Genomic DNA, 23,377 nt, shown 5'->3' with positions numbered 1-23,377 from the left:
CCGTAGATAAATAAGGTAACCCTTAGTGATGGACGCCACCGGGCGTGGCGTCCGTCACGGCTTGTCGGGGCTCCCCTAATTACGCAACAATGGCGTTGTGAAAAACGGCGAACGGATGAGCGAGGCCCCCCAGGGGGAGCTCGCGACCGGGGAGCGGTCAACCCGCAACCGGGTCGCGCGGTCCATCCTGGACCACGGCCCCTCCACCGTCGCCGACCTCGCGCAGCGCCTCGGCCTCACCCAGGCCGCCGTCCGCCGCCACCTCGACACGCTCGTCGCCGACGACGTGGTCGCACCCCGTGAGCAGCGCGTGTACGGCGCGCGCACCCGGGGCCGGCCCGCCAAGGTCTTCGCGCTGACCGACTGCGGCCGGGACGCCTTCGACCAGTCCTACGACACCCTCGCCGCGGACGCCCTGCGCTGGATCGCGCAGTCCGTCGGCGGCGGCGACAAGGGCGAGGCGGCCGTCGCCGCCTTCGCGAGGGCGCGGATGGAGACGCAGGCGCGGAGCTACCGGGAAGCCGTGGAGGCGGCAGCCCCCGGGGCCCGTACCGAGGCCCTGGCCAAGGCGTTGACCGCGGACGGGTACGCTGCTACGGCGAAGAGCGCTCCCGGTCCGCACAGCGGTGAACAGCTCTGTCAGCACCACTGCCCGGTCGCACACGTCGCCGAGCAGTTCCCGCAGCTCTGCGAGGCGGAGACCGAGGTCTTCTCCCGCCTGCTCGGGACGCATGTGCAGCGCCTCGCCACGATCGCCCACGGCGACGGGGTGTGCACCACGTTCATCCCGCGAAGCGCGACACAGACCGACACATCAGCATCTGCAAGTACGGCCGGGAGGAACCCCGCATGACCACGGAGACTGCTCACCCTGAGCTCGAGGGTCTGGGCAACTACGAGTACGGCTGGGCCGACTCCGACGCGGCCGGCGCCGCCGCCAAGCGGGGTCTGTCCGAGGACGTCGTCCGCGACATCTCGGCGAAGAAGTCCGAGCCGGAGTGGATGCTGAACCTCCGCCTCAAGGGCCTCAAGCTGTTCGGCAAGAAGCCCATGCCGATGTGGGGCTCCGACCTCTCCGGCATCGACTTCGACAACATCAAGTACTTCGTGCGCTCCACCGAGAAGCAGGCCGCTTCCTGGGAGGACCTGCCCGAGGACATCAAGAACACGTACGACAAGCTCGGCATCCCGGAGGCGGAGAAGCAGCGCCTCGTCGCCGGTGTCGCGGCCCAGTACGAGTCCGAGGTCGTCTACCACCAGATCCGCGAGGACCTGGAGGAGCAGGGCGTCATCTTCCTCGACACGGACACCGCGCTCAAGGAGCACCCGGAGCTCTTCCAGGAGTACTTCGGCACGGTCATCCCGGTCGGCGACAACAAGTTCGCGTCGCTGAACACCGCCGTGTGGTCGGGCGGCTCCTTCATCTACGTCCCCAAGGGTGTCCACGTGGACATCCCGCTCCAGGCCTACTTCCGCATCAACACGGAGAACATGGGCCAGTTCGAGCGGACGCTGATCATCGTCGACGAGGACGCCTACGTCCACTACGTCGAGGGCTGCACCGCCCCGGTCTACTCCTCGGACTCGCTGCACAGCGCCGTGGTCGAGATCATCGTGAAGAAGGGCGGCCGCTGCCGCTACACGACCATCCAGAACTGGTCGAACAACGTCTACAACCTGGTCACCAAGCGCGCCGTGGCGTACGAGGGCGCGACCATGGAGTGGATCGACGGCAACATCGGTTCCAAGGTCACCATGAAGTACCCGGCCGTCTACCTGATGGGCGAGCACGCCAAGGGCGAGACCCTGTCCATCGCCTTCGCGGGCGAGGGCCAGCACCAGGACGCCGGCTCCAAGATGGTCCACATGGCGCCGAACACCTCCTCCAACATCGTCTCCAAGTCGGTGGCGCGAGGCGGCGGCCGCACCTCCTACCGCGGTCTGGTCGAGATCGGCGAGGGCGCCGCGGGCTCCAAGTCCAACGTGCTGTGCGACGCGCTCCTCGTCGACACCATCTCCCGCTCGGACACCTACCCCTACGTGGACGTCCGCGAGGACGACGTGACGATGGGCCACGAGGCCACCGTCTCCAAGGTCTCCGACGACCAGCTCTTCTACCTGATGCAGCGCGGGCTCACCGAGTTCGAGGCCATGGCGATGATCGTGCGCGGCTTCGTCGAGCCGATCGCGAAGGAGCTGCCGATGGAGTACGCGCTGGAGCTCAACCGGCTCATCGAGCTGCAGATGGAGGGCTCGGTCGGCTAGTCCGACGGCGGCCGCCCCCGCGGCCGCCCCCGTCCCGCAGCACATTCGTCACACGTATGGAAGAGAGCAAGACGACAGCCATGGCTGAGGCTCAGAACATTCCGGCGGGCTCCACCACCGCCGGCGCGATCGCGGTGGCCGCCGAGTCCACCGTCGCCACCCGGATGAGCGCGCCCCCGTCCTTCGACGTGGCCGACTTCCCCGTCCCGAACGGCCGCGAGGAGGAGTGGCGGTTCACCCCGCTGGCCCGCCTCAAGGGCCTGCACGACGGAACCGCGGTCGCCAACGGCACCATGAAGGCCCAGATCGACGCCCCCGAGGGCGTGACGGTCGAGTCCGTCGAGCGCGACGACGAGCGGATCGGCAAGGCCGGAACCCCCGTCGACCGCGTTGCCGCGCAGGCCTTCTCCTCGTTCGCCAAGGCCACGGTCGTCACCGTGCCCAAGGAGACCGTGCTCGCCGAGCCCATCCGGGTCGCGCTCCACGGTGAGGGCGGCACGACCTTCGGGCACACCGTCTTCGACATCAAGCCCTTCGCCGAGGCGATCATCGTGATCGACCACACCGGCGACGGCGTCCGCGCCGCCAACGTCGACATCCTCGTCGGCGACGGCGCCAAGGTGACCTTCGTGTCCGTCCAGGACTGGGACGACACCGCGGTCCACACCTCGCAGCACAACGCCCTCGTCGGCCGCGACGCCGTCTTCAAGTCCGTCGTCGTGACCTTCGGCGGCGACCTGGTCCGTCTGCACCCGCGCGTCAGCTACGCGGGCCCCGGCGGCGAGGCCGAGATGCTCGGCGTGTACTTCACGGACGCGGGCCAGCACCAGGAGCACCGCCTCCTGGTCACCCACGACGCCCCGCACTGCAAGTCCAACGTGGTCTACAAGGGCGCGCTCCAGGGCCAGGACGCCCACGCCGTCTGGATCGGTGACGTGCTCATCGAGAAGACCGCCGAGGGCACCGACACCTACGAGATGAACCGCAACCTCGTCCTCACGGACGGCGCGCGCGTCGACTCGGTGCCGAACCTCGAGATCGAGACCGGCGAGATCGTCGGCGCCGGCCACGCCTCCGCGACCGGCCGCTTCGACGACGAGCAGCTCTTCTACCTCCAGGCCCGCGGCATCCCGGCCCACGAGGCCCGCCGCCTGGTCGTCCGCGGCTTCTTCGCCGAGCTCGTCCAGCAGATCGGTGTCGCGGACATCGAGGAGCGCCTCATCACCAAGATCGAGGCCGAGCTGGCGGCGGCCGTCTGATGACGTACGTCAAGGCCTGTGCGCTGAGCGAGCTGGAGGAGAACACCCCCAAGCGGGTGGAACTCGACGGCACGCCGGTGTCCATCGTCTCCACCGAGGGGGAGGTTTTCGCGATCAACGACATCTGCTCGCACGCGAACGTCTCGCTCTCGGAGGGTGAGGTCGAGGACTGCATGATCGAGTGCTGGCTGCACGGGTCGGCCTTCGACCTGCGCACCGGCAAGCCCTCCGGTCTGCCCGCGACGCGCCCCGTCCCCGTTTACCCCGTCAAGATCGAAGGGGACGACGTGCTCGTCTCCCTCACCCAGGAGTCCTGAGGTACCCATGGCAACGCTTGAAATCCACGACCTGCACGTCTCCGTCGAGGCCGAGAACGGCGCCCGCGAGATCCTCAAGGGTGTCGACCTGACGGTCAAGCAGGGTGAGACGCACGCCATCATGGGCCCCAACGGCTCCGGCAAGTCCACCCTGGCGTACTCCCTCGCCGGTCACCCGAAGTACACCATCACCGGTGGCACCGTGACCCTCGACGGTGAGGACGTCCTGGAGATGTCCGTCGACGAGCGCGCCCGCGCCGGCGTCTTCCTCGCCATGCAGTACCCGGTCGAGGTCCCCGGCGTCTCGGTCTCCAACTTCCTGCGCACCTCCGCCACCGCCATCCGCGGCGAGGCCCCCAAGCTGCGCACCTGGGTGAAGGAGGTCAAGTCCGCGATGGAGCAGCTCCAGATGGACCCGGCCTTCGCCGAGCGCAACGTCAACGAGGGCTTCTCCGGCGGTGAGAAGAAGCGCCACGAGATCCTCCAGCTGGAGCTCCTCAAGCCGAAGATCGCGATCCTCGACGAGACGGACTCCGGCCTGGACGTCGACGCCCTGCGCATCGTCTCCGAGGGCGTCAACCGCGTCCGCGAGGGCGGTGAGGTCGGCACCCTGCTGATCACCCACTACACGCGCATCCTGCGCTACATCAAGCCCGACTTCGTGCACGTGTTCGCGAACGGCCGCATCGCCGAGTCCGGCGGCGCCGAGCTCGCCGACCAGCTGGAGAACGAGGGCTACGACAAGTACGTGAAGGGTGGCGCGACCGCGTGACACAGCTGCCTGGCCTCCTCGACATCGAGGCGATCCGCAAGGACTTCCCCCTGCTGGATCGTGTGGTCCACGACGGGAAGAAGATCGTTTACCTGGACAACGCGGCGACCTCGCAGAAGCCGCGCCAGGTGCTCGACGCGCTGAACGCCTACTACGAGCGGCACAACGCCAACGTCCACCGCGGCGTGCACGTGCTGGCCGAGGAGGCCACGGCACTGTACGAGGGCGCCCGCGACAAGGTCGCCGCCTTCATCAACGCGCCGAGCCGCGACGAGGTCATCTTCACCAAGAACGCCTCGGAGTCGCTCAACCTCGTCGCGAACATGCTCGGCTGGGCCGACGAGCCCTACCGGGTCGACCGTGACACCGAGATCGCCATCACGGAGATGGAGCACCACTCCAACATCGTCCCGTGGCAGCTGCTCTCGCAGCGCACCGGCGCGAAGCTGAAGTGGTTCGGCCTCACCGACGACGGCCGGCTCGACCTGTCCACCATCGAAGAGGTCATCACGGAGAAGACGAAGATCGTCTCCTTCACGCTGGTCTCCAACATCCTGGGCACCGTCAACCCGGTCGAGGCGATCGTCCGCCGCGCGCAGGAGGTCGGCGCGCTGGTGCTGATCGACGCCTCGCAGGCCGCTCCGCACATGCCGCTGGACGTCCAGGCCCTCGGCGCCGACTTCGTGGCCTTCACCGGCCACAAGATGTGCGGCCCGACCGGCATCGGCGTCCTGTGGGGCCGCCAGGAGCTCCTGGAGGACCTGCCCCCGTTCCTCGGCGGCGGCGAGATGATCGAGACCGTCTCGATGCACTCCTCCACGTACGCCCCGGCGCCCCACAAGTTCGAGGCCGGCACGCCCCCGATCGCCCAGGCCGTCGGCCTCGGCGCGGCCGTGGACTACCTGACCTCGATCGGCATGGAGAACATCGCGGCGCACGAGCACGCGATCACCGAGTACGCGGTCAAGCGCCTCCTGGAGGTGCCCGACCTGCGGATCATCGGCCCCACCACGGCCGAGGACCGCGGCGCGGCGATCTCCTTCACGCTCGGCGACATCCATCCGCACGACGTGGGCCAGGTACTGGACGAGCAGGGCATCGCGGTCCGCGTGGGACACCACTGCGCACGCCCCGTGTGCCTCCGGTACGGAATTCCCGCGACCACGCGAGCGTCTTTCTACCTGTACTCCTCTCCCGCCGAGGTCGACGCGCTGATCGACGGGCTGGAGCACGTACGGAACTTCTTCGGCTGACGAAGGCGGCGAGGACGAGGCTGTGAAGCTGGATTCGATGTACCAGGAACTCATCCTGGACCACTACAAGCACCCGCACGGGCGCGGCCTGCGCGACGGCGACGCCGAGGTGCACCACGTCAACCCGACGTGCGGCGACGAGATCACGCTCCGCGTGAAGTACGACGGGCAGACGCTCACCGACGTCTCCTACGAGGGCCAGGGCTGCTCCATCAGCCAGGCCAGCGCGTCCGTGCTCAACGAGCTGCTCGTCGGCAAGGAGCTGGCCGAGGCGCAGAAGATCCAGGGCGTGTTCCTGGAGCTGATGCAGTCCAAGGGCAAGCTGGAACCGGACGAGGAGATGGAAGAGGTGCTGGAGGACGCGGTCGCGTTCGTCGGCGTCTCCAAGTACCCCGCGCGCGTGAAGTGTGCTCTGCTGAGCTGGATGGCGTGGAAGGACGCGACCGCCCAGGTGCTGGGCGACGCGGAGAGGAAGACGGCATGACCGAGAACGCGACGCCCGAGGCGTCGATCAAGCCGGCCACCGAGGAGGAGGTCCGCGAGGCCCTCTACGACGTGGTCGACCCCGAGCTGGGCATCGACGTCGTCAACCTGGGCCTGATCTACGGCATCCACATCGACGACGCGAACATCGCCACCCTCGACATGACGCTCACCTCGGCGGCCTGCCCGCTGACGGACGTCATCGAGGACCAGGCGAAGTCGGCGACCGAGGGCATCGTCAACGAACTCCGCATCAACTGGGTCTGGATGCCCCCGTGGGGCCCGGACAAGATCACGGACGACGGCCGTGAGCAGCTGCGCGCGCTCGGCTTCAACGTCTGAGCGGCGCCCCGGCGTGAGGGCCCCCGGCACGGTCGTGCCGGGGGCCCTCCCCGTTCTCCGGGGTTCTCCGGGCCGACGCGTGACGTGCACCGGGAGTTGGCCACGGTGGCCGAACCTTCTCGACGGCCGTCACAGCGTGACGCCGTGAGGGAGAGGACGCCACCTTGAAGAAGCAGCTCGGCATCGCCGGTACCGCGGGCACCGCCGCACTGATCGTCGCCGCGACGGTCATGCCCGCGCACGCGGTCACCTACGGGACCCCGACCATCTCGCTGTCCGCCGGGTACCTGTCCGGCTCCGTGAACGGGGTCGGCGACCAGAGCGTCGGCGTCACCGTCGGACAGAGCGGCGCCGACGCCTCCGCGCTGACCGTCAGCGCCTCGGCCTCCAGCAGGGCCTCCGTCGCCGGCACCGGGGACGTCACCGTCACCGGCAGCGGGGCCGTACGGCAGCTGGCCGTCACCGCGCACGCCCGCGGCTACACCACCCTGACGATCAAGGTCACCGGGCTCGGCGGCAAGACCGCCACCAAGACCCTCTCCTACGCCGCGTCCGCCCCCGTCCAGAACCCGGCCGACGCCCGCTACTTCAGCGGCGCCGGCGACTCCTCGGCCGCCGTGGACGTCGGCGGCGGCTACACCGTCGTCGCCGACGACGAGAACAACGTGCTGCGCCTGTACGACCGTTCCCGCTCCGCCGCCCCCGTGCGCACCTGGGACTTCAGCTCCCAGCTGGGCGTCACCAAGGAGGTGGACATCGAGGGCGCCACCCGGATCGGGGACACCATCTACTGGACGGGCTCCCTCGGCAACAACAAGGACGGCGAGTACAAGGCGCCCCGCAACACGGTGTTCACCACCACCGTCAACGGCTCCGGACCGGGCACGCAGCTCGCGTACGGGCGCTCGTACAAGAAGCTCCGCGAGGACCTCGTCGCCTGGGACACCGCGAACGGCAACCGGTACGGCTTCGCGGCCGGCACCGCGGCCGGGGAGGCGCCGAAGCAGATCGACGGGTTCAACGTGGAGGGCCTGGAGTTCGCGCCCGGTTCCACCACCACCGCCTACCTCGGCTTCCGCGCCCCGCTCGCCCCGGCCGTGCCGGGTGGCAAGGCCCTGCTGGTGCCGGTCACCAACTTCGACCAGGTGCTGTCGAGCGGCGCCAAGGCCGTCTTCGGCGCGGGCGTCGAGCTCGACCTCGGCGGACTGTCGGTGCGGGACGTCAGGAAGAACGCCGCGAACCAGTACCTGATCCTGGCGGGCTCCTGGGCGGCGGACGACAATTCCGACCCGTACGCCCTCTACCAGTGGGACGGCGTCCCCGGCCACGCCCCCGTCAAGCGCGCCGACCTGCCCACCACCGACCCCGGCGGCTGGGAGGCCATCGTGGAGGTGCCGGACCTGAACGCCCCCGGCGCCCGGGTCCAGCTCCTCACCGACAGCGGCTCCGCCGACCTGTACGGCGACGGCATCGAGGCCAAGGACCTCACGCACCCGGAGTGGAAGAAGTCCCGCGCGGCCTGGTTCACCCTCGGCTGAAGGCCGAACGGCTACGTGTCCGCCGCGTCCGTCGCGAGCGCCTCGGCGAGGTGCTCGCGGCGGATCAGCCGGTCCACGTAGAGCAGCCCGGCGGGCAGCTGCGGGAAGGCCGGCAGCAGCACCAGCGCCGACAGCGCCCCCGCCGGGCCGAACCAGGCCTGCAACGCGTACCCGGCCGCGCAGGTGAACGCCACCGCCGGAGCCGTCACCCCGAGGGTCCGCCACCACGCGCCCCGCACCAGGCGCGCCGAACGCCGCAGCGCCGCCACCGGTCGCAGCCCCTCGTACCCGGCGGCGGTGGGCGCCAGCGCGAACAGCACCCCGAGCCAGAGGGCCACCGGCAGCAGCGGCAGCAGCGCGAGCACCGGCAGCCCGGCGGCGCCGGCCCCCACGACCGGGGCCGTCGCGGCGCACAGCGCCAGCAGCTGCGCCCCGAGGACGGCCGGGGTCCGGGTCAGCGCGGCCCGCAGCAGTCCCGGTACGGTCACGGCACGGCCGAGCACCGCCGGGCGCAGCAGCACCGCGATCAGGGCTGTGGCCAGGGCGCAGGTGAACAGCAGGAACAGGGCCGCCGCCGGGAACAGGGTCCAGACGAAGACCCGGCTCCCGGAGCTGCGGCTGAGGGAGGCCAGGGTGGCCGCCCCGGCCGCCGCGGCGACCACCAGGGCCCCCGCGAGCTGGCCGAGGAGCAGCGCGCCGCACAGGGTTCCCCCGTACCGGCGCAGGGTGGCGGCCGCGCCGCCGAGGATCTCCCCGGGCCCCAGGGGCCGTAGCGGCACCACGCCGGGCCGGGGCCGTCGAGGGGGCAGCCAGCCGCCGCCCGCGTGGGTCCAATGCTGCGCCATGAGCGGCCCCCGTCCCCTGAGGGGGCCACCGTAGCTCCGTCGGGCGCGACTGTGACCGTCCGTGCGTGTGTACATCTGTACGCATCGGCCGATCGATGTGTACTATCGTACACATGCCCTACGTACTGCTCGCCATGGCCATAGCCGCGGAGGTCGCGGGGACCACCGCCATGAAGTACAGCGACGGCTTCACCCGGCTGTGGCCCTCGCTGGGCACCCTGGTGGGCTACGTCATCGCCTTCACCCTCCTCGCCCAGACGCTGAAGTCGATGTCGGTGGGCACGGCGTACGCGATCTGGGCCGGGGTCGGCACCGCCGCCATCGCCGCGATAGGGATGGTGTTCCTGGGCGAGACCGCCACCGCCGCGAAGATCGCCGGGATCGCGCTGGTCATCGGCGGCGTGGTGCTGCTGAACCTGGGCGGGGCGGCCCACTGATGGCCGCCGGGGCGCGCCGCTACGACCCCGACCGCAGGCAGCGGATCATCGACGCCGCGATCCGGGTGGTGGGGGCCAAGGGGATCGCGGGGCTCAGCCACCGCAGCGCGGCGGCGGAGGCGGACGTGCCGCTGGGCTCGACGACGTACCACTTCAAGACCCTGGACGACCTGCTGGTCGCCGCCCTGCGGCAGGCGAGCGAGGCGTACGCGCCCGCGCTGGTGCTCCGCGAGGGCGAGGACCTCGCCGGTGCGCTGGCGCGGCTGCTGGGGGAGGCCCTGGAGGCCGACCGGGGGCGGGTGGAGCTGGAGTACGAGCTCTACCTGGCCGCCCTGCGGCGGCCGGCGCTGCGGCCGGTCGCGGCGCGGTGGTGCGAGTCCGTGGCCGACGCCCTGGCGGAGCACACCGATCCGCTCACGGCGCGGGCCCTGGTGGCGGTGATGGACGGCATCAGCCTCCAGGTCCTCCTGACGGGTACCCCGTACGAGGAGGGCCCGGCCCGCGAGATCCTGACCCGCGTCCTGCGCCCCGCGTAGCCCGCGCCTGGGCGCCCGGACCGGGCACGGTGCCGCTGCGCGGGGCTCGCCCCTCCCCGCCCGTCAACCGTTCTCGCCTCAGTCGCCGACGGGGCTGAAGCTGCCGCCGACGGCCGGCAAATTCCAGCCCCGCCGGCGTTTGAGGCGCGGGGGTCTGGGGGCGGGTCCGGGGCGCAGCCCCGGGGAACGGGCGAAGGGCGGGTGGGGGACCTAGCCCCGCGCAGCGGCGGGCCCCCGCAGCCCGAGGGGTCCGGCTAGCCCGCGGAGCGCACGGCCGCCAGTGCCGCCGTGACGCCGGCCTCGATGTCGGTCACCGGGTAGAAGACCTCCCGCACCACCCGCTCCCGGTCCACGACCAGCGTCAGCCGCTTGATCCGGCTCACCCCCGCCGCGCGGAACGTCGGCAGCCGCAGCGCCGTCACCAGGTCCAGCCCGGCGTCCGACAGCAGCGGGAAGCGCAGCCGCTCCTGCTCGGCGAACTCCCGCTGTTCGTCCGGCCGCTGGGTGGAGACGCCGTGCACGGTGGCGCCGGCGGCGGTGAACTCCGCCAACTGGTCGCGGAACGTGCACGATTCGAGCGTGCAGCCCTTCGCGCCGGGGATCCCGGCCCACCCGGGCGGGTAGGACTCGGCCCGGGCGTACCCGCCGGGGAAGCAGTACAGGACGGTGAACGGGGTGTCCGCCACGGGGTCGCGGAGCTCGCCGAAACGGTCCGGCAGCAGCAGCTCCGGCAGCCGGGTGCCGCGCAGCGCGTGGACCCGTACGGCCTCCTTCGAGGACTCCTCGGTCGTCGCCGTCATCTCTCCCTCTCCCAGGACCCAGGTGTCTCCCCAGTCCTGGAGGGCCACCAGGACCGGCAGCAGCCCCCGCCCGCGCGGGGTCAGCCGGTACTCGTGCCGCACCGGGCGCTCCTGGTACGGCTCGCGCGTCAGCACCCCGGCCTCGACCAGCAGCTTCAGCCGCTCGGCGAGCACCTTCCGGGACACTCTCAGCTCGCGCTGGAGCTCCTCGAAGCGGTACAGGCCGCGCGCCGTGTCCCGCACGATCAGCAGCGTCCACCAGTCGCCCACGACGTCGAGGGCCTGGGCGATGGAGCAGTCCGCGTCACCGAGGTGCGTGCGCTGGGCCATGGGAACTCCTTTGTCCGTTGACCCAAGGCTGTCATGCTGACATAGTCCGTTCCCAAAAGGAACTCACTACGGACCGATACGGGGGACACGGGTGTGCTGCGGGGCTTGCAGGGGTTCAAGGACGTACCGAGGGTCGTGTGGCTGCTGGCCGCGGGGGTCTTCGTCAACGCCGTCGTCAGCTTCACCTTCGTCTTCGTCTTCCTCTACCTGACCGGCCCCCGCGGCCTCGGCGCCGCCCAGGCGGGCCTGGCCACCGGCATCGGCGGCATCGGGCTCGTCGCCGGCAACTTCACGGGCGGCTGGTACGGCGACCGCTTCGGCCACCGCCGGGTGCTGCTCGCCGCCTCCGCCCTCGGCGGGCTCGCCCTGATGGCCTTCCCCGCGCTGCCCACCCCGCTGCTGTACGCCGCCCTGACGGTGGCCCAGTACGCCTCGGGCGTCATCCGCGCGGCGAACTCCGCCCTGGTCGCCGTCACCGTCCCCGAGGGGGCCCGCCGCCAGGCCTTCGCCGTCGTCCGCGCCGTCTCCAACGGCGGCTTCACCCTCGGCCCGCCGCTGGGCGCCCTGCTCGCCTCCGGGCTCTCGTACGACTGGCTCTTCCTCGCAGACGGCCTCGGCACCCTCTTCTTCGCCGCCTGGACCGCCCGCGTCGTCCCGGCGCGCGGCGCCGCCCGCACACCCGCCGCGGCCCCGGACGGGGGTCAGGGCCGCGGCGGCGTGTGGGCGGAGCTGCGGGCGCGCCCCGCGGTGCCGGTGCTGCTCGGCGCGGTCCTGGTCGTGGACGTGGTCTACCGCCAGCAGTACTCCCTCTTCCCCGTCTACCTCGCCGACCACGGCCTCGACGTACGGGCCTTCGGGCTGATCGTCGCCCTCAACGGAGCCGTCATCCTGCTGCTGGAACTGCCCGCCGCCGTCGCCCTGCGCGACCGGCCGCCGCTGGCGGTCATCGGAAGCGGACTCGTCCTCGTCGGCGCCGGGTACGCGGCCCTGCTCCTCGGCGCCGGCGCGGCGACCGCCGTCGCCATGATGGTGCTGCTCAGCCTCGGCGAGATCCTCTACAAGACCACCGCCACCGCCTACGTCGCCGACCAGGCGCCCGAGCACGCCGTCGGCCGCTTCCAGAGCCTGTACGCCGGGGTCTCGGTCAGCGGGACCGTCCTCGCCCCGCCCGCCGGCGGGGCCGTGTACGCGGCCGCCCCCGGCCTCCTGTGGCCGCTGTGCGCCGCCCTGGCGGCGGGCGCCGGCGCGGTCGTCCTGGCCCGGCACCGCACCGAGGCGCGCGCCGCCCGGCGGCGCGCGCAGCGACACGCCGCGCGCCCGGCACATGAGACCGGTTCGCGACCGCGGCCCGTCGCCGGTTAGGTTTCGGGCATGACTGCTACGCGTACCACCGGCGCCGTCGCCGCCGGACTTGCCACCATCACCGCCGACGGCACCGTCCTCGACACCTGGTTCCCCGCCCCCGAGCTGGCCGACGCGCCCGGCCCGGCCGGCACCGAGCGCCTCACCGCCGAGCAGGCCGTGGAGCTCCTCGGCGCCGCCGCGGCCAAGGCCATCCGCTCGGACGCGGTCCGCGGGGTCGAGGTCGTAGCCGTCCGCACCGTCATCGCCTCCCTGGAGGACAAGCCGCTGGACGCGCACGACGCGTACCTGCGCCTGCACCTGCTGAGCCACCGCCTGGTCAAGCCGCACGGCCAGAACCTGGACGGCGTCTTCGGCCTGCTCACCAACGTCGCCTGGACCTCGCTCGGCCCCGTCGCCGTCGACCAGGTCGAGACCGTCCGGCTGAACGCGCGCGCCGAGGGCCTGCACCTCCAGGTCACCTCGATCGACAAGTTCCCGCGCATGACCGACTACGTCGCCCCCAAGGGCGTGCGCATCGCCGACGCCGACCGCGTCCGCCTCGGCGCGCACCTCGCCGAGGGCACCACCGTCATGCACGAGGGCTTCGTCAACTTCAACGCCGGCACCCTGGGCACCTCCATGGTCGAGGGCCGCATCTCCGCGGGCGTCGTCGTCGGCGACGGCTCCGACATCGGCGGCGGCGCGTCCACCATGGGCACCCTCTCGGGCGGCGGCAAGCAGATCATCTCGATCGGCGAGCGCACCCTGGTCGGCGCCGAGGCGGGCATCGGCATCGCGCTCGGCGACGAGTGCGTCGTCGAGGCCGGCCTCTACGTCACCGCCGGCACCCGGGTGACCCTCCCGGACGGCCAGATCGTCAAGGCCCTGGAGCTCTCCGGCGCCGACAACATCCTCTTCCGCCGCAACTCGGTCACCGGCGCCGTCGAGGCCCGCCCGTACAAGGCGAACTGGGGCGGCCTCAACGAGGTCCTGCACAGCCACAACTGACGCCGCGGGCAGCGCCCGTCTGCCGCCACGTCACCACCGAGTGCCCTCCCGCCGTGCGCGGGAGGGCACTCGCCGTTTCCGGCGGGGCGGGACGCTCAGTCCACCAGGCGCAGGAACCAGCGGCGCGAGGGGTGGGTGTCGCAGTCGAACTGGACGAGCGGGTGGTTGTTGGCGGTCGTGGTCCCGCCCGCGACGGTCGCGCACTTGCCGGTCTGGACGTTCACCAGCTGGTACGTGCCCTCCGGGACGTTAGCCACCGCGACCGCGACCGCGGCCGTCGCGGCCGCCGCGTCGTCCGCGGCGCACGTCCGGCGCCCGGGCCCCGGCGGTCGGGGCGGCGGCTGCCTCTCCCACTGTCGGGGGGCGTGACCGGCCCCGCAACCGATGCCGGCGCCGACGCCCGGACGCGCCGGAACGCCCCTCGCGCCACGGGGGCGAGGGGCGTTCCGGGATGTTCCGGGGGGCACCCGGTCGGTGCGGGGCGCCCGGTCAGTTCAGGGCGATCGTGCGGATCAGGCCCGCGAAGGCCCGCTCCTCCGCCTCGGTCAGCTCCACCGACTCCATGGGGTGCGTGGCCGCGGTGCGCTGGGACGGGATCACCGGCAGGCCCTCGCAGGCGCCTGGCTCCGGGTGGTGGAAGCGGCTGTCCCACAGCATGTGGCCGAGACCGACGACCCACACGAGGACGGCCACGGCGAGGACGGCGAGGCCGATTTCCTGGGCGAGCGACATGGACGGGAACACGCGGTCCTCCCGGGATGCGGGGGTACAAGGAGGGCAAGTTCGGGCGTGGGGACACTCAACACCACAACCGGAAGATTTTGTCCCCTGTGTGTCCAGCGTCACGCCAGGGCCGAAAGTCCCGTACCCACGGTTCGAGGACCGGCCTGAACCCCTCGTGGGGCCCGGACGGGGACGGCGTCCGGGCCCCAGCGGTCCCTGTTACGGGCGGAAGCGCAGCACCTGCGGGTCGTGGTCGCTGTTCTGCGCGGAGAACTCGGCGTTGATGTGCACGCTGTCGTACGCGAAGTTCTTGATCGACGGGCTGGTCAGGATCTGGTCCAGCACCTGGGCGTTGCCCTGGTAGACGTAGGAGTAACGTTCCGCCTTCGGCAGCGACTTGATCGCCGAGTACAGCGCGCCGCCGTCCTCCAGCGCCTTGGCCGTGCCGGAGAACTCGAAGTCGTTGATGTCGCCGACCGCGAGCACGGCCGCGTTCTTGTCGACCGCCAGCAGCTGCTTCACGAACCCGTTGACGGCCTGCGCCTGCAGGAGCCGCTTCTCCTCCGACTTGCGCGCCGGAGGCTGGTGGTGCGAGGTCAGGCCCTCGTCGCCGCCCTTCGAGGCGAAGTGGTTGGCGATCACGAAGACCGTGCGGCCGCGGAAGAGGAACTCGCCGGCCAGCGGCTTGCGGCTGTCGCCCCACGCCGGGTTCGCCGGGTCGATCCGACCGGGGGAGTGGGTCAGGGCGGCCTTGCCGCGCTCGGTCGTCACACCGGTCGCCGTCACCGCGTCGCCCGCGGCGCGGTCGGTGAAGGAGACGCGCTCCGGGTTGAACAGGAACACCTGGCGGATGTTGCCGCCGGGCTCGCCGCCGTCCTTGTTGTTCTCGGGGGTGACGGAGCGCCACTGGTAGGCCGGGCCGCCCGCCGCCTTGATCGCGTCGGTGAACCTGGTCAGCGTCTGCTCGGCCGAGACGGTGCCGTCGTTCTTGGCGCCGTTGTCGTCCTGGATCTCCTCCAGGGCCACGATGTCGGGCGAGGCCAGGTTGGTCACGACCGCCTTCGCGAGGTTGTCGAACTTCTCCTGCGGGTCGGTCGGGTCGAGGTTCTCCACGTTGTACGTGGCCACCGCGAGCTCGCCGGGCGACTGGGCCTTGGTCTTCTCCGGGGCCAGGGTGCCCGCCTTGACCGTGCCGAGGGCGCGCGCCACCAGCGTGTAGCCGCCGAACTGGTTGAAGTCCAGGGGGCCCTCGGTGGTGCCGGTCAGCTTGTCGCCGACGTTGGCCACCGGGAAGGGCTGCTGCGCGAGCGGGGCGAGCTGCTGGATCTGGAGGCGGCCGGTGTTCTGGGACTCGTACGAGCCGTAGACGGTGCCGCCGCGCTTGGCGGCGTTCTCCCAGCCCTTCACCGTCACCCACAGCTCGCCGTACGCGTCGGTGGCGCCGACCACGCGCGAGGTGCCGATCCTGACGTTCATGCCCTCCAGGGACTCGTAGAAGTCCAGGGCGTAGCGGGAGGGCTCCAGGGTCAGGCCGTTGACGCTGCCGCCGGCCGCCGGGTCGCCCGCGGGGGCGTACTCCGCGGGGACGGAGTACTCGTTGACCGCGGTGGCCTCGGGCAGGGCGTTGCCCGAGGAGAGCACCGTCACGGTCGGCTTGGCGATCTGGGTGACGGACTGGTTGCCGGAGTTCGCGCCGCCCGGGACGTACTCGCCGACCGTGCCGGAGACCTTCACGGCGTCGCCGACGGCGACGGTCGGGACGGAGCCGGTGAAGACGAAGACGCCCTCGCTGGTGGCCGGGTTGTCGTCGGCGTCCGGGTCCTGGATCCAGAAGCCGCGCGAGCCGTAGGTGCGCACGCCCGTGACGACGCCGTGGACGTCGGCGACCGGCTTGCCGTTCAGGGGGGAGATCCGGGTGGTGCCCTGGATGTCGTGGATGCGTATCGGATCGGCGGACACGGCGCCTTCGGCCGCGTCGGCGGTGCCCGCGAGCAGGCCGGTGGCCAGCGCGGTGGCGACGAGGGCCGCGACGGCGGCGGAACGGGGATGCGAGGAGCGCATGGGCGGGAACTCCGGTGTGTGGAGGAGAAGGTGCGGGCTCTTGACGGCCCGTGTACATCTACGCGCGTCAATTTCCTGGGTGACCAGGGACGTTGTCAAGGTCTCCAGGGGATACGGAGGCCGACTGTGGGATGAACCAAAGGTGATGGCCGCCGGGCGCACCCCGATTGCGTCTACGCTGGGTCGCCGCAACGGGCCTGACGGCCCGTCCGCATGTGTTCTCGGCCACACGGCCGGACGGCATCCCGCCGCCCGGGCACCGCCAGCCGGACACCCCACCGCTCAACCGCCCCACCGCCCCGTGCGTCCCGTCCGAGGAGAACCACCCCATGTCCGCAGAGCCGCACCCCACGCTGCCGCCGGTACGGCTGCACTCCGATGCGGAGCTGGCCCGCGACGCCCTCGTCGCCCCGCTGTTCGCCCGCGCCGTACGCCTCGCCCGCTGGGCCGGCCCCGACACCCGCGTGGACGTCGGGGGCGAACTCGCCCCCGACCAGCTCCCCGAGGCCGTCGGCGTCCTCGGCCTCGACACCGCCGACGAGGACTCGCCCGTGTACGCGAGCCAGGCCTGGCGGGTCGCCGTGGACACCGGCCTCGTCGACGTCACCGAGCCGGAGGAGGACAGCGGCGACGGCGCCGAGGCGGGCGAGCCCGAGTACGGCACCGCCACCCCCGGCGAGGACCTCGCGCTGCTGGCCGGCGGCGCCCCCGGTGACGTGCTCGACCTGTGGCTCGCCGCCCTGGACACCGTCCTCGCGGACGCGGCCGTACCCGACCTGGACGACCTCGTCGACGCCCTCGACGCGGGCGGCGAGATCGACTTCGACCGCCTCGACTGGAACCCCCAGCGGGAAGCGGACTTCCTCGACGGGGTCCTCGCCAACCTCTACCTGCTCACCGTCACCGAAGGCGGTGCCGGCGAGGGCCCGGTGCCGCTGCCGGTGCTCGCCGCCTCGATGATCGTGCCCGACGAGATGGGCGACCCCACCGACGCCGTCCTGGAACAGGTCTCGGACGCGATGATGCGCCTCGACGACCAGTTCCGTCAGCTGGAGCCCATCGGGCTGGTCGAGTACCGCCCCGTGGACGAGGCGCTGCTCGCCGAGGCGGACGAACCCGCCTCCGGGGAGGCGGGCCAGGGCGCCGGGGCGGGCCCGGAGGACGACGAGGACGTGTCCCGGTACGGGATGGTACGGCTGACCCCGCTCGGCCTGTACGGCGTCCGCGCCCGGATGCTCGAAGCCGGGGTCGAGGCCCCGGCCGTCGGGGAGCTCGCCGACAAGGGCGCCGACGCGCTGCTCGACGCCGTCTCCTACTACCCGGGCGGCGCCGCCCAGGCCGAGATCGAGCAGTGGCTGGCCGGACGCGACCTGCCGGACGCCGTCGCCGAACTGCTGGCCGCCGCGCGCGGTGACGACGAGGGCGCCCCGCTGCGCCGGCTGCGCTGCCAGCAGGCCCTCGCCCCGGCCGGGCCGGAGGCCGAGCCGGCGGTCCGGGCCGTCCTGGACGACCCGGAGCTCGGCGGACTCGCCCGGGTGTGGCTCGCCGAGCACGGGGTGGCCGACGTACCGGCGCCGGACGAGATGATGGTGTTCTGGCTGACGGTGGACACCATCGCGGCGCAGCTCGCGGCCGACGGGGAGACCGAGGAGCTGCCGCTGCTGATGCGGAGCCTGACGGAGCACCACACCGGCTTCTTCGAGCAGGCGTGGCGGGTGGAGCACCCCGCCACCGCGTACGTGCTGGAGGCCATGGGCCGGCTGCACCCGGACAAGAAGGCCTCGAAGGAGGCGCGGAAGGCCGCGTTCAAGGCCCGCTCCCGGCAGCCCTGACCAGCGCGGCGGCGGCCCGCCCGGGCGCCCGTCGGAGGCCCCCCGGCGTTCGGACGCGTGCCTGGGCGGGGGAGCGGCGTCCGGACGGGCGCTCCGGCGGGCGAGCGGGATCCGGGCGGATGCTCCGGCGCGGCGGTGGGGGTGCGGGGCCGGGACCGCAGGCGGTTCCGGCGGGGGGTGCACAACAGGCCGATTCCGGGGCGGCGTTCGCATCAATCCCGCCATTCCGCCGACGGGCAAGGGCTCGGCCCGCATTCGCGGGTAGTTCAGCCGCCGTTCACGTACGGGCGGGAGCGTGTGCGCCTGCGACCGTACGCCAGGCGCACCACCTCCCCACCCCTGGAGACCCGATGCCCCTCAGCCGCAGAGACTTCACCGCCCGCACCGTCATCGCCGGCGCGGGCGTCGCACTGACCGGGACGGTCGGCGCCCTCGCCACCGCCCCCGGGGCACTCGCCGCCGACGACCCCCGGCCCGACGCGCGCGACGCCCAGGGCCGCCCGCACGCCCCCGGCTACGGGCCGCTCTTCCCCGACCCCGCCGGACTCCTCGCCCTGCCCGCCGGGTTCACCTACCGCGTGATCACCCGCAGCGGGGTCACCACCCTCGAATCCGGCGAGAGCACCCCGTCCAACCACGACGGGACCGCCGCCTTCGAGGGGCACCACGGAGTCACCCTCCTCGTCAACAACCACGAGCTGAAGGGCCCGCGCAGCGGCTGGGCGCACCCCGTACCGCTCGCCGAGGGCCTCGTCTACGACCCGGCCGCCTCCGGCGGCTGCACCGTCGTGGAGGTCCGGCGCGGCGGCGAGGTCGCCGAATGGGTGGGCGTCGCCGGTACGTCGACCAACTGCGCGGGCGGAGCCACCCCCTGGGGAACCTGGCTGACCTGCGAGGAGACCGAGGACCTGGCCGGCAAGAACGGCATGACCAAGGACCACGGCTACGTCTTCGAGGTCGACCCGCACGACCGCCGGGCCAACCGCGACCCGCGGCCGGTCAAGGCGTTCGGACGCTACGCCCACGAGGCCGTCGTCATCGACCCGCGCCAGGGCCACGCCTACCTCACCGAGGACGCCTCCGGCCCCAACGGGCTCCTCTACCGCTGGACCCCGCCGCACGGCTTCCGGCACGGGCGCGGCCGGCTGCGCACCCTCGCCCCCGACGCGGGGGTGCTCGCCGCCGCCAAGTGCTTCGACAGCCAGGGCCGTTTCGTGGACGACCTCTCGCGCGCCACGAAGACCGGCACCGTGTACGGGGTCGACTGGGCGGAGGTCGCCGACCGCGACGCCCGCAGCCTCTCGGTGCGCAAGCAGTTCGCGGCGGGGGCGGTGACCCGCGCCCGCAAGCTGGAGGGCATGTGGTGGGCCGACGGGGGCGCCTACTTCGTCTCCTCCTACGCGCGCGAGGAGAGCCCGGGCGCCGCGCACGACGGCCAGGTGTGGTTCTACGACCCCAAGCGGCGCACCATCCGGCTCGTCGTCCTGATCGGCGTCAACCGCGACCCGGGCGCCGACGGCGGGTACGACGGCCCCGACAACATCACGGTGTCGCCCTACGGCGGCCTGGTCATCGCCGAGGACGGCGAGGGCCTGCAACACCTGCTCGGCGCCACGGAGTCGGGCCGCGTCTACCCGCTGGCGCGCAACGAACTCAACATCGGGACGGCCGACAAGCCGGAGTACTCGGAATTCACCGGGGTCTGCTTCTCCCCGGACGGGCGCACCCTGTACGCCAACATCCAGGACCCGGGCATCATGCTCGCCATCACCGGCCCCTGGCGGCGCTCCCCGCGCTGACGCGGGCGCCGGACCGGCGGTCCCGGGGCACCCCTGTGCCCCGGGAGGCCGGCTACTGGACGGCGGCCAGCTCCTCGGCGCGGGAGGCCACTGCCCACTCCCCGAGCAGGAACTCGTACGCCTCCGAGGGCCACTCCCCGTCCCAGGTCTCGACGAGGTGCCGTATCGCCTCGTTCGCCTCAGCGGCGGACGGGCGCGCGGGACCCGCGGGCTGGAGTGTGTTCTGCATGGATCCAAGGCTACGGGCGGGCACTGACAGCCACCTCCGGATTACGCGTGGCATCCATCACCCGGACGGGCGCCGCTCGGCTCCAGGGTGTCGGCATATGCCCGCCCACCTGCTCAGAGTGCCTGCGAGGCGGGCTTGACCATGCCGCGCACTGTGCGGGACTTCACAAACTCGCCCATGGCCGTCATCTCCCACTCGCCGGAGAACTGCTTGATGAGCTTGGCCATCATCACGCCCGTCTGCGGCTCGGCACTGGTGAGGTCGAAGCGGACCAGCTCCTCCCCGCTCGCGGCGTCGATCAGACGGCAGTAGGCCTTGGCGACCTCGGTGAACTTCTGGCCGGAGAAGGAGTTCACCGTGAAGACCAGGCCGGTGGCCTCGGCGGGCAGCCGGCCCAGGTCCACGACGATCACCTCGTCGTCCCCGGCGCCGTCACCCGTGAGGTTGTCGCCCGAGTGCTTGATCGCTCCGCCGAGGATCGACAGCTTGCCGAAGTAGCAGCTGTCGATGAAGTTGCGCTGCGGGCCGTAGGCGATGACGGACGCGTCGAGGTCGATGTCGCGGCCGCCGTAGGCCGGCTCCCAGCCCAGCCCCATCTTGACCTGGGAGAGCAGCGGGCGGCCGCCCTTGACCAGGGACACGGTCTGGTTCTTCTGGAGGCTGACCCGGCCCTTGTCGAGGTTGATCTTCCCGCCGCCCACGGGAGCGGCGGCGGGGGCCGGCGGGGCGACAGGGGCCGGCGGGGCGACCGGAGCGGCCGGGGTGACCGGAGCGGCGGCGGCCGCCGGCGGGGCCGGCTCCTCGTCCACGGAGACGCCGAAGTCGGTGGCGATGCCAGCGAGGCCGTTGGCGTACCCCTGGCCGACCGCGCGCACCTTCCAGACGCCGCCGCGCTGGTAGATCTCCACGACCACGAGGGCCGTCTCCGGGCCGAGCCGCGGCGGGGTGAAGGTGGCGATCACCGCGCCGCCGGCCGCGTCCCGCACGGTGGCGGTGGGCTCGACGCCCTGGAAGGTCTGCCCGGCGGCGTCGGGGCTGGCGGTGACCACGATCCGCTCGATGCCGGGCGGCAGCCCGCCGGTGTCCACGGTGATGGAGTCCGGCGCCGAACCGCCACCGGACCGGTAGCTGACACCGGGCCCGGAGGGCTGGTTGTAGAAGATGAAGTCGGCGTCGGAGCGCACCTTGCCGTCCGCCGCGAGCAGGAGCCCCGACACGTCGAGACGCACCGGGGCAGCCACGTCCACCGTCACGCGGGCGGTGTCGAGCGGCAGGTTGGAACCAGGGGTCATAGCGGTCATGCCCGGAGAACGAGCGGAGCGGCTTTGCCGTTCCCTTACCCTCGGCGGGATTTTCAGCGCCGGTTGCGGGGGTGCTCGCGGGCGGCGCGCTCGTTGCCGAACTTGTAGGAGCCGGTCCAGCGGGCCATCACCAGCTGCGCGTCACCGGACTCGACCTCGGCCAGGAACTTGTCGGCCCGGGGCCCCCGCAGGGTGCCCGCGGCGCGGCCCCGGTGCGTGATGCGGACGGTGCGGTCGCTGTGCACCTCGTACGTGAACCCCTGTGGCTTCGGCATGGAGCGCAGCCTGCCCCGCCGGCGGGCGGGGCGGCAACGGAATTACGCGGTGCCGGTCACGCGGCGCGGCAGGCCCAGCGGGTTGGCCTCGCGCAGCTCCGGCGGGAGCAGGGCATCGGGCACCGACTGGTAGGCCACCGGGCGCAGCCACCGCTCGATCGCGGTGCCGCCGACGGAGGTGGAGTGCGAGGTGGCCGCCGGGTACGGGCCGCCGTGGTGTTGGGCCGGGGCCACTGCGACGCCGGTCGGCCAGCCGTTCACCACGATCCGCCCGGCCAGCCCCGTGACCTGCGCGATCAGCGCGGCGGCCGGTCCGGGCGCGCCCTCGGTCTCGGCCCGCGAGAGCTGCAGGGTGGCGCTCAGGTTCCCGCCGAGCCGGTCCAGGACCGCAGCGGCCTCGCCCTGGCCGGCGTACCGGACGACGACGGTGACGGGCCCGAAGCACTCCTCCAGGAGCACCTCGTGGGCGCCGCCCTCCAGCAGGGTGGCCGCCCGCACGCTCAGGAAGCCGGCGCCGACGGCGTGCTCGCCGCCCGGACCGGGGGCGACGGGCGCGGTGACCCCGGGGAGGGCGGCCCGTTCCCGGACGCCGGCCAGGAAGTTCTCCCGCATCCGGTGGTCGAGCAGGACCCCGGGGCCGCTCTCGCCGAGGGACGTGGCGAGCGCTCCGGTCAGCCGGTCGCCGTCGGGGCCCTCGGGGACCAGGACCAGGCCGGGCTTGACGCAGAACTGGCCCACGCCGAGGGTGACCGAGCCCGCGAGCCCGGAGCCGATCTCCTCGGCGCGCTCGGCGGCGGCCGCCGGGGTGACGACGACGGGGTTGAGGGAGCCGAGCTCGCCGTGGAAGGGGATCGGCACCGGCCGCGCGGCGGCCGCGTCGAACAGCGCCCGGCCGCCGCGGACGGAACCGGTGAACCCGGCGGCGGACACCAGGGGGTGGCGGACCAGCTCCACCCCGGCGTCGAAGCCGTGCAGGACGGTGACCAGTTCCGCGGGCAGCCCGCACGCCACCGCGGCCCGGCGCAGCAGGGAGGCGCACAGCTCGGAGGTGGCCGGGTGGTCGGGGTGGGCCTTGACCACCACCGGGCAGCCCGCGGCCAGCGCGCTCGCTGTGTCGCCGCCGGGCACGGAGAAGGCCAGCGGGAAGTTGGAGGCGGCGTAGACGGCGACCACGCCCAGCGGCACCTTGTAGCGGCGCAGTTCGGGTCGCGGCGGGCTGAGGGAGGGGTCGGCCCGGTCGATCCGGACGTCGAGGTGGGAGCCCTCCTCGACGGCGTCGGCGAAGGCGCGCAGCTGGCCGGTGGTGCGGGCCAGCTCGCCGGTGAGGCGGCCGGAGCCCAGCGCGGTCTCGGCGTCGGCGGCCTCCACCACGGCCTGCCCGGCCCCGTCGAGGAACTCGGCGGCGGTGCGCAGGAAACGGGCCCGCAGGGCCGCGTCGGCGAGGGCCCCGCGGGCCTGGTGGGCCGCGCGCACGGCCCGGTCCACGTCCTGGGGTGTGGCTTCCGCCGCAACCTCTTCGAGCTGCTTCCCGGTGCGGGGGTCCACACTCCAGACTGGTGTCCCTGCCATGGCCCGCTACCTCCTGGACCGTTCAGTATTCTGAACGCCGTTCCGGTGGATGAATGATC

24 protein-coding genes are annotated in these 23,377 nt (G+C 72.5%); 15 read left to right on the top strand and 9 right to left on the bottom strand.

The window, feature by feature from the left end; all coding sequences use genetic code 11:
* The first annotated feature begins 115 nt into the window (after window positions 1-115).
* The 9 genes from D1J60_RS09000 (at window position 116) to D1J60_RS08960 (ending at window position 8,229) form a co-directional block, all read left to right on the top strand.
* A complete protein-coding gene (locus tag D1J60_RS09000) occupies window positions 116-853 on the top strand; it encodes an ArsR family transcriptional regulator (protein ID WP_125594327.1) in 738 nt (245 codons plus the stop codon).
* Complete coding sequence (gene sufB, locus D1J60_RS08995) at window positions 850-2,265, top strand: Fe-S cluster assembly protein SufB (RefSeq protein ID WP_125594328.1); 1,416 nt, start codon at window positions 850-852, stop codon at window positions 2,263-2,265. Before D1J60_RS09000 ends, sufB begins: the two co-directional genes overlap by 4 nt.
* Before the next feature lie 80 nt (window positions 2,266-2,345).
* Window positions 2,346-3,524 carry a Fe-S cluster assembly protein SufD gene (gene sufD / locus D1J60_RS08990; RefSeq protein WP_125820748.1) on the top strand — a complete coding sequence of 393 codons (1,179 nt, stop codon included), beginning with the start codon at window positions 2,346-2,348 and terminating at the stop codon, window positions 3,522-3,524.
* The gene (locus tag D1J60_RS08985; RefSeq protein WP_042820167.1) at window positions 3,524-3,841 is read left to right on the top strand and encodes a bifunctional 3-phenylpropionate/cinnamic acid dioxygenase ferredoxin subunit; all 318 of its coding nucleotides are present in this window, start codon (window positions 3,524-3,526) and stop codon (window positions 3,839-3,841) included. Before sufD ends, D1J60_RS08985 begins: the two co-directional genes overlap by 1 nt.
* 7 nt (window positions 3,842-3,848) lie before the next feature.
* Window positions 3,849-4,613, top strand: a complete 765-nt coding sequence (gene sufC / locus D1J60_RS08980) for a Fe-S cluster assembly ATPase SufC (RefSeq protein WP_125820747.1) — start codon at window positions 3,849-3,851, stop codon at window positions 4,611-4,613.
* Window positions 4,610-5,866, top strand: a complete 1,257-nt coding sequence (locus tag D1J60_RS08975; RefSeq protein ID WP_125594330.1) for a cysteine desulfurase — start codon at window positions 4,610-4,612, stop codon at window positions 5,864-5,866. Before sufC ends, D1J60_RS08975 begins: the two co-directional genes overlap by 4 nt.
* A 22-nt stretch (window positions 5,867-5,888) precedes the next feature.
* Complete coding sequence (sufU, locus tag D1J60_RS08970; protein ID WP_125594331.1) at window positions 5,889-6,350, top strand: Fe-S cluster assembly sulfur transfer protein SufU; 462 nt, start codon at window positions 5,889-5,891, stop codon at window positions 6,348-6,350.
* Entirely contained in the window at window positions 6,347-6,691 is a 345-nt protein-coding gene (locus D1J60_RS08965) for a metal-sulfur cluster assembly factor (protein ID WP_007263433.1), read from the top strand. Before sufU ends, D1J60_RS08965 begins: the two co-directional genes overlap by 4 nt.
* A gap of 230 nt (window positions 6,692-6,921) precedes the next feature.
* On the top strand, window positions 6,922-8,229 hold the full coding sequence (locus D1J60_RS08960; RefSeq protein WP_241253543.1) for a hypothetical protein: 1,308 nt from the start codon (window positions 6,922-6,924) through the stop codon (window positions 8,227-8,229).
* An 11-nt stretch (window positions 8,230-8,240) separates the two neighbouring features.
* Here D1J60_RS08960 and D1J60_RS08955 read toward each other — a convergent pair whose 3' ends face one another.
* Window positions 8,241-9,074 (bottom strand): hypothetical protein, encoded by an 834-nt coding sequence (locus D1J60_RS08955; protein ID WP_125820745.1) that lies wholly within the window; start codon window positions 9,072-9,074, stop codon window positions 8,241-8,243.
* Between the two features lie 113 nt (window positions 9,075-9,187).
* Here D1J60_RS08955 and D1J60_RS08950 point away from each other — a divergent pair, with 113 nt between their 5' ends.
* Window positions 9,188-9,511 (top strand): multidrug efflux SMR transporter, encoded by a 324-nt coding sequence (locus D1J60_RS08950; RefSeq protein WP_125820744.1) that lies wholly within the window; start codon window positions 9,188-9,190, stop codon window positions 9,509-9,511.
* The gene (locus D1J60_RS08945) at window positions 9,511-10,047 is read left to right on the top strand and encodes a TetR family transcriptional regulator (RefSeq protein ID WP_125820743.1); all 537 of its coding nucleotides are present in this window, start codon (window positions 9,511-9,513) and stop codon (window positions 10,045-10,047) included. The genes D1J60_RS08950 and D1J60_RS08945 overlap by 1 nt, the downstream gene beginning before the upstream one ends.
* A gap of 254 nt (window positions 10,048-10,301) precedes the next feature.
* Here the strand turns inward: D1J60_RS08945 and D1J60_RS08940 are convergent, their stop codons facing one another.
* Window positions 10,302-11,177, bottom strand: coding sequence for a winged helix-turn-helix transcriptional regulator (locus D1J60_RS08940; RefSeq protein WP_125820742.1), 876 nt, complete (start codon window positions 11,175-11,177; stop codon window positions 10,302-10,304).
* A gap of 105 nt (window positions 11,178-11,282) precedes the next feature.
* Here D1J60_RS08940 and D1J60_RS08935 point away from each other — a divergent pair, with 105 nt between their 5' ends.
* Both D1J60_RS08935 and dapD read left to right on the top strand, forming a co-directional pair.
* Entirely contained in the window at window positions 11,283-12,539 is a 1,257-nt protein-coding gene (locus D1J60_RS08935) for an MFS transporter (protein ID WP_125820741.1), read from the top strand.
* Window positions 12,540-12,548: 9 nt separating this feature from the next.
* Window positions 12,549-13,529, top strand: coding sequence for a 2,3,4,5-tetrahydropyridine-2,6-dicarboxylate N-succinyltransferase (gene dapD, locus D1J60_RS08930; protein ID WP_125820740.1), 981 nt, complete (start codon window positions 12,549-12,551; stop codon window positions 13,527-13,529).
* 95 nt (window positions 13,530-13,624) lie between these two features.
* Here dapD and D1J60_RS08925 read toward each other — a convergent pair whose 3' ends face one another.
* The 3 genes from D1J60_RS08925 to D1J60_RS08915 form a co-directional block, all read right to left on the bottom strand.
* Window positions 13,625-13,786, bottom strand: coding sequence for an RICIN domain-containing protein (locus tag D1J60_RS08925; protein WP_241253190.1), 162 nt, complete (start codon window positions 13,784-13,786; stop codon window positions 13,625-13,627).
* Between the two features lie 232 nt (window positions 13,787-14,018).
* Window positions 14,019-14,273: a hypothetical protein gene (locus D1J60_RS08920; protein WP_241253189.1), complete on the bottom strand. Its 255-nt coding sequence runs from the start codon at window positions 14,271-14,273 to the stop codon at window positions 14,019-14,021.
* Window positions 14,274-14,471: 198 nt separating this feature from the next.
* Window positions 14,472-16,313 carry an endonuclease/exonuclease/phosphatase family protein gene (locus D1J60_RS08915; RefSeq protein ID WP_125820738.1) on the bottom strand — a complete coding sequence of 614 codons (1,842 nt, stop codon included), beginning with the start codon at window positions 16,311-16,313 and terminating at the stop codon, window positions 14,472-14,474.
* A gap of 329 nt (window positions 16,314-16,642) precedes the next feature.
* On the opposite strand from D1J60_RS08915, the gene D1J60_RS08910 reads away from it, so the two are divergent.
* A complete protein-coding gene (locus tag D1J60_RS08910) occupies window positions 16,643-18,145 on the top strand; it encodes a hypothetical protein (protein WP_125820737.1) in 1,503 nt (500 codons plus the stop codon).
* Between the two features lie 350 nt (window positions 18,146-18,495).
* Complete coding sequence (locus D1J60_RS08905; RefSeq protein ID WP_125820736.1) at window positions 18,496-19,944, top strand: alkaline phosphatase PhoX; 1,449 nt, start codon at window positions 18,496-18,498, stop codon at window positions 19,942-19,944.
* A gap of 52 nt (window positions 19,945-19,996) precedes the next feature.
* On the opposite strand, the gene D1J60_RS37195 is transcribed toward D1J60_RS08905, so the two are convergent.
* The 4 genes from D1J60_RS37195 to D1J60_RS08890 form a co-directional block, all read right to left on the bottom strand.
* Window positions 19,997-20,173: a hypothetical protein gene (locus tag D1J60_RS37195; protein ID WP_164720863.1), complete on the bottom strand. Its 177-nt coding sequence runs from the start codon at window positions 20,171-20,173 to the stop codon at window positions 19,997-19,999.
* Window positions 20,174-20,286: 113 nt separating this feature from the next.
* Window positions 20,287-21,474, bottom strand: a complete 1,188-nt coding sequence (locus D1J60_RS08900) for a TerD family protein (RefSeq protein WP_206436503.1) — start codon at window positions 21,472-21,474, stop codon at window positions 20,287-20,289.
* 53 nt (window positions 21,475-21,527) lie between these two features.
* Complete coding sequence (locus tag D1J60_RS08895; RefSeq protein WP_125604072.1) at window positions 21,528-21,749, bottom strand: hypothetical protein; 222 nt, start codon at window positions 21,747-21,749, stop codon at window positions 21,528-21,530.
* Between the two features lie 42 nt (window positions 21,750-21,791).
* Entirely contained in the window at window positions 21,792-23,318 is a 1,527-nt protein-coding gene (locus D1J60_RS08890; RefSeq protein WP_125820734.1) for an aldehyde dehydrogenase (NADP(+)), read from the bottom strand.
* Window positions 23,319-23,377 lie beyond the last annotated feature (59 nt).

Source organism: Streptomyces sp. W1SF4 (assembly GCF_003950035.1).
Classification (GTDB): domain Bacteria; phylum Actinomycetota; class Actinomycetes; order Streptomycetales; family Streptomycetaceae; genus Streptomyces; species Streptomyces racemochromogenes.
The sequence above is the reverse complement of the archived record's forward strand: the minus strand, read 5'-3'. Positions and strand labels throughout refer to the sequence as shown.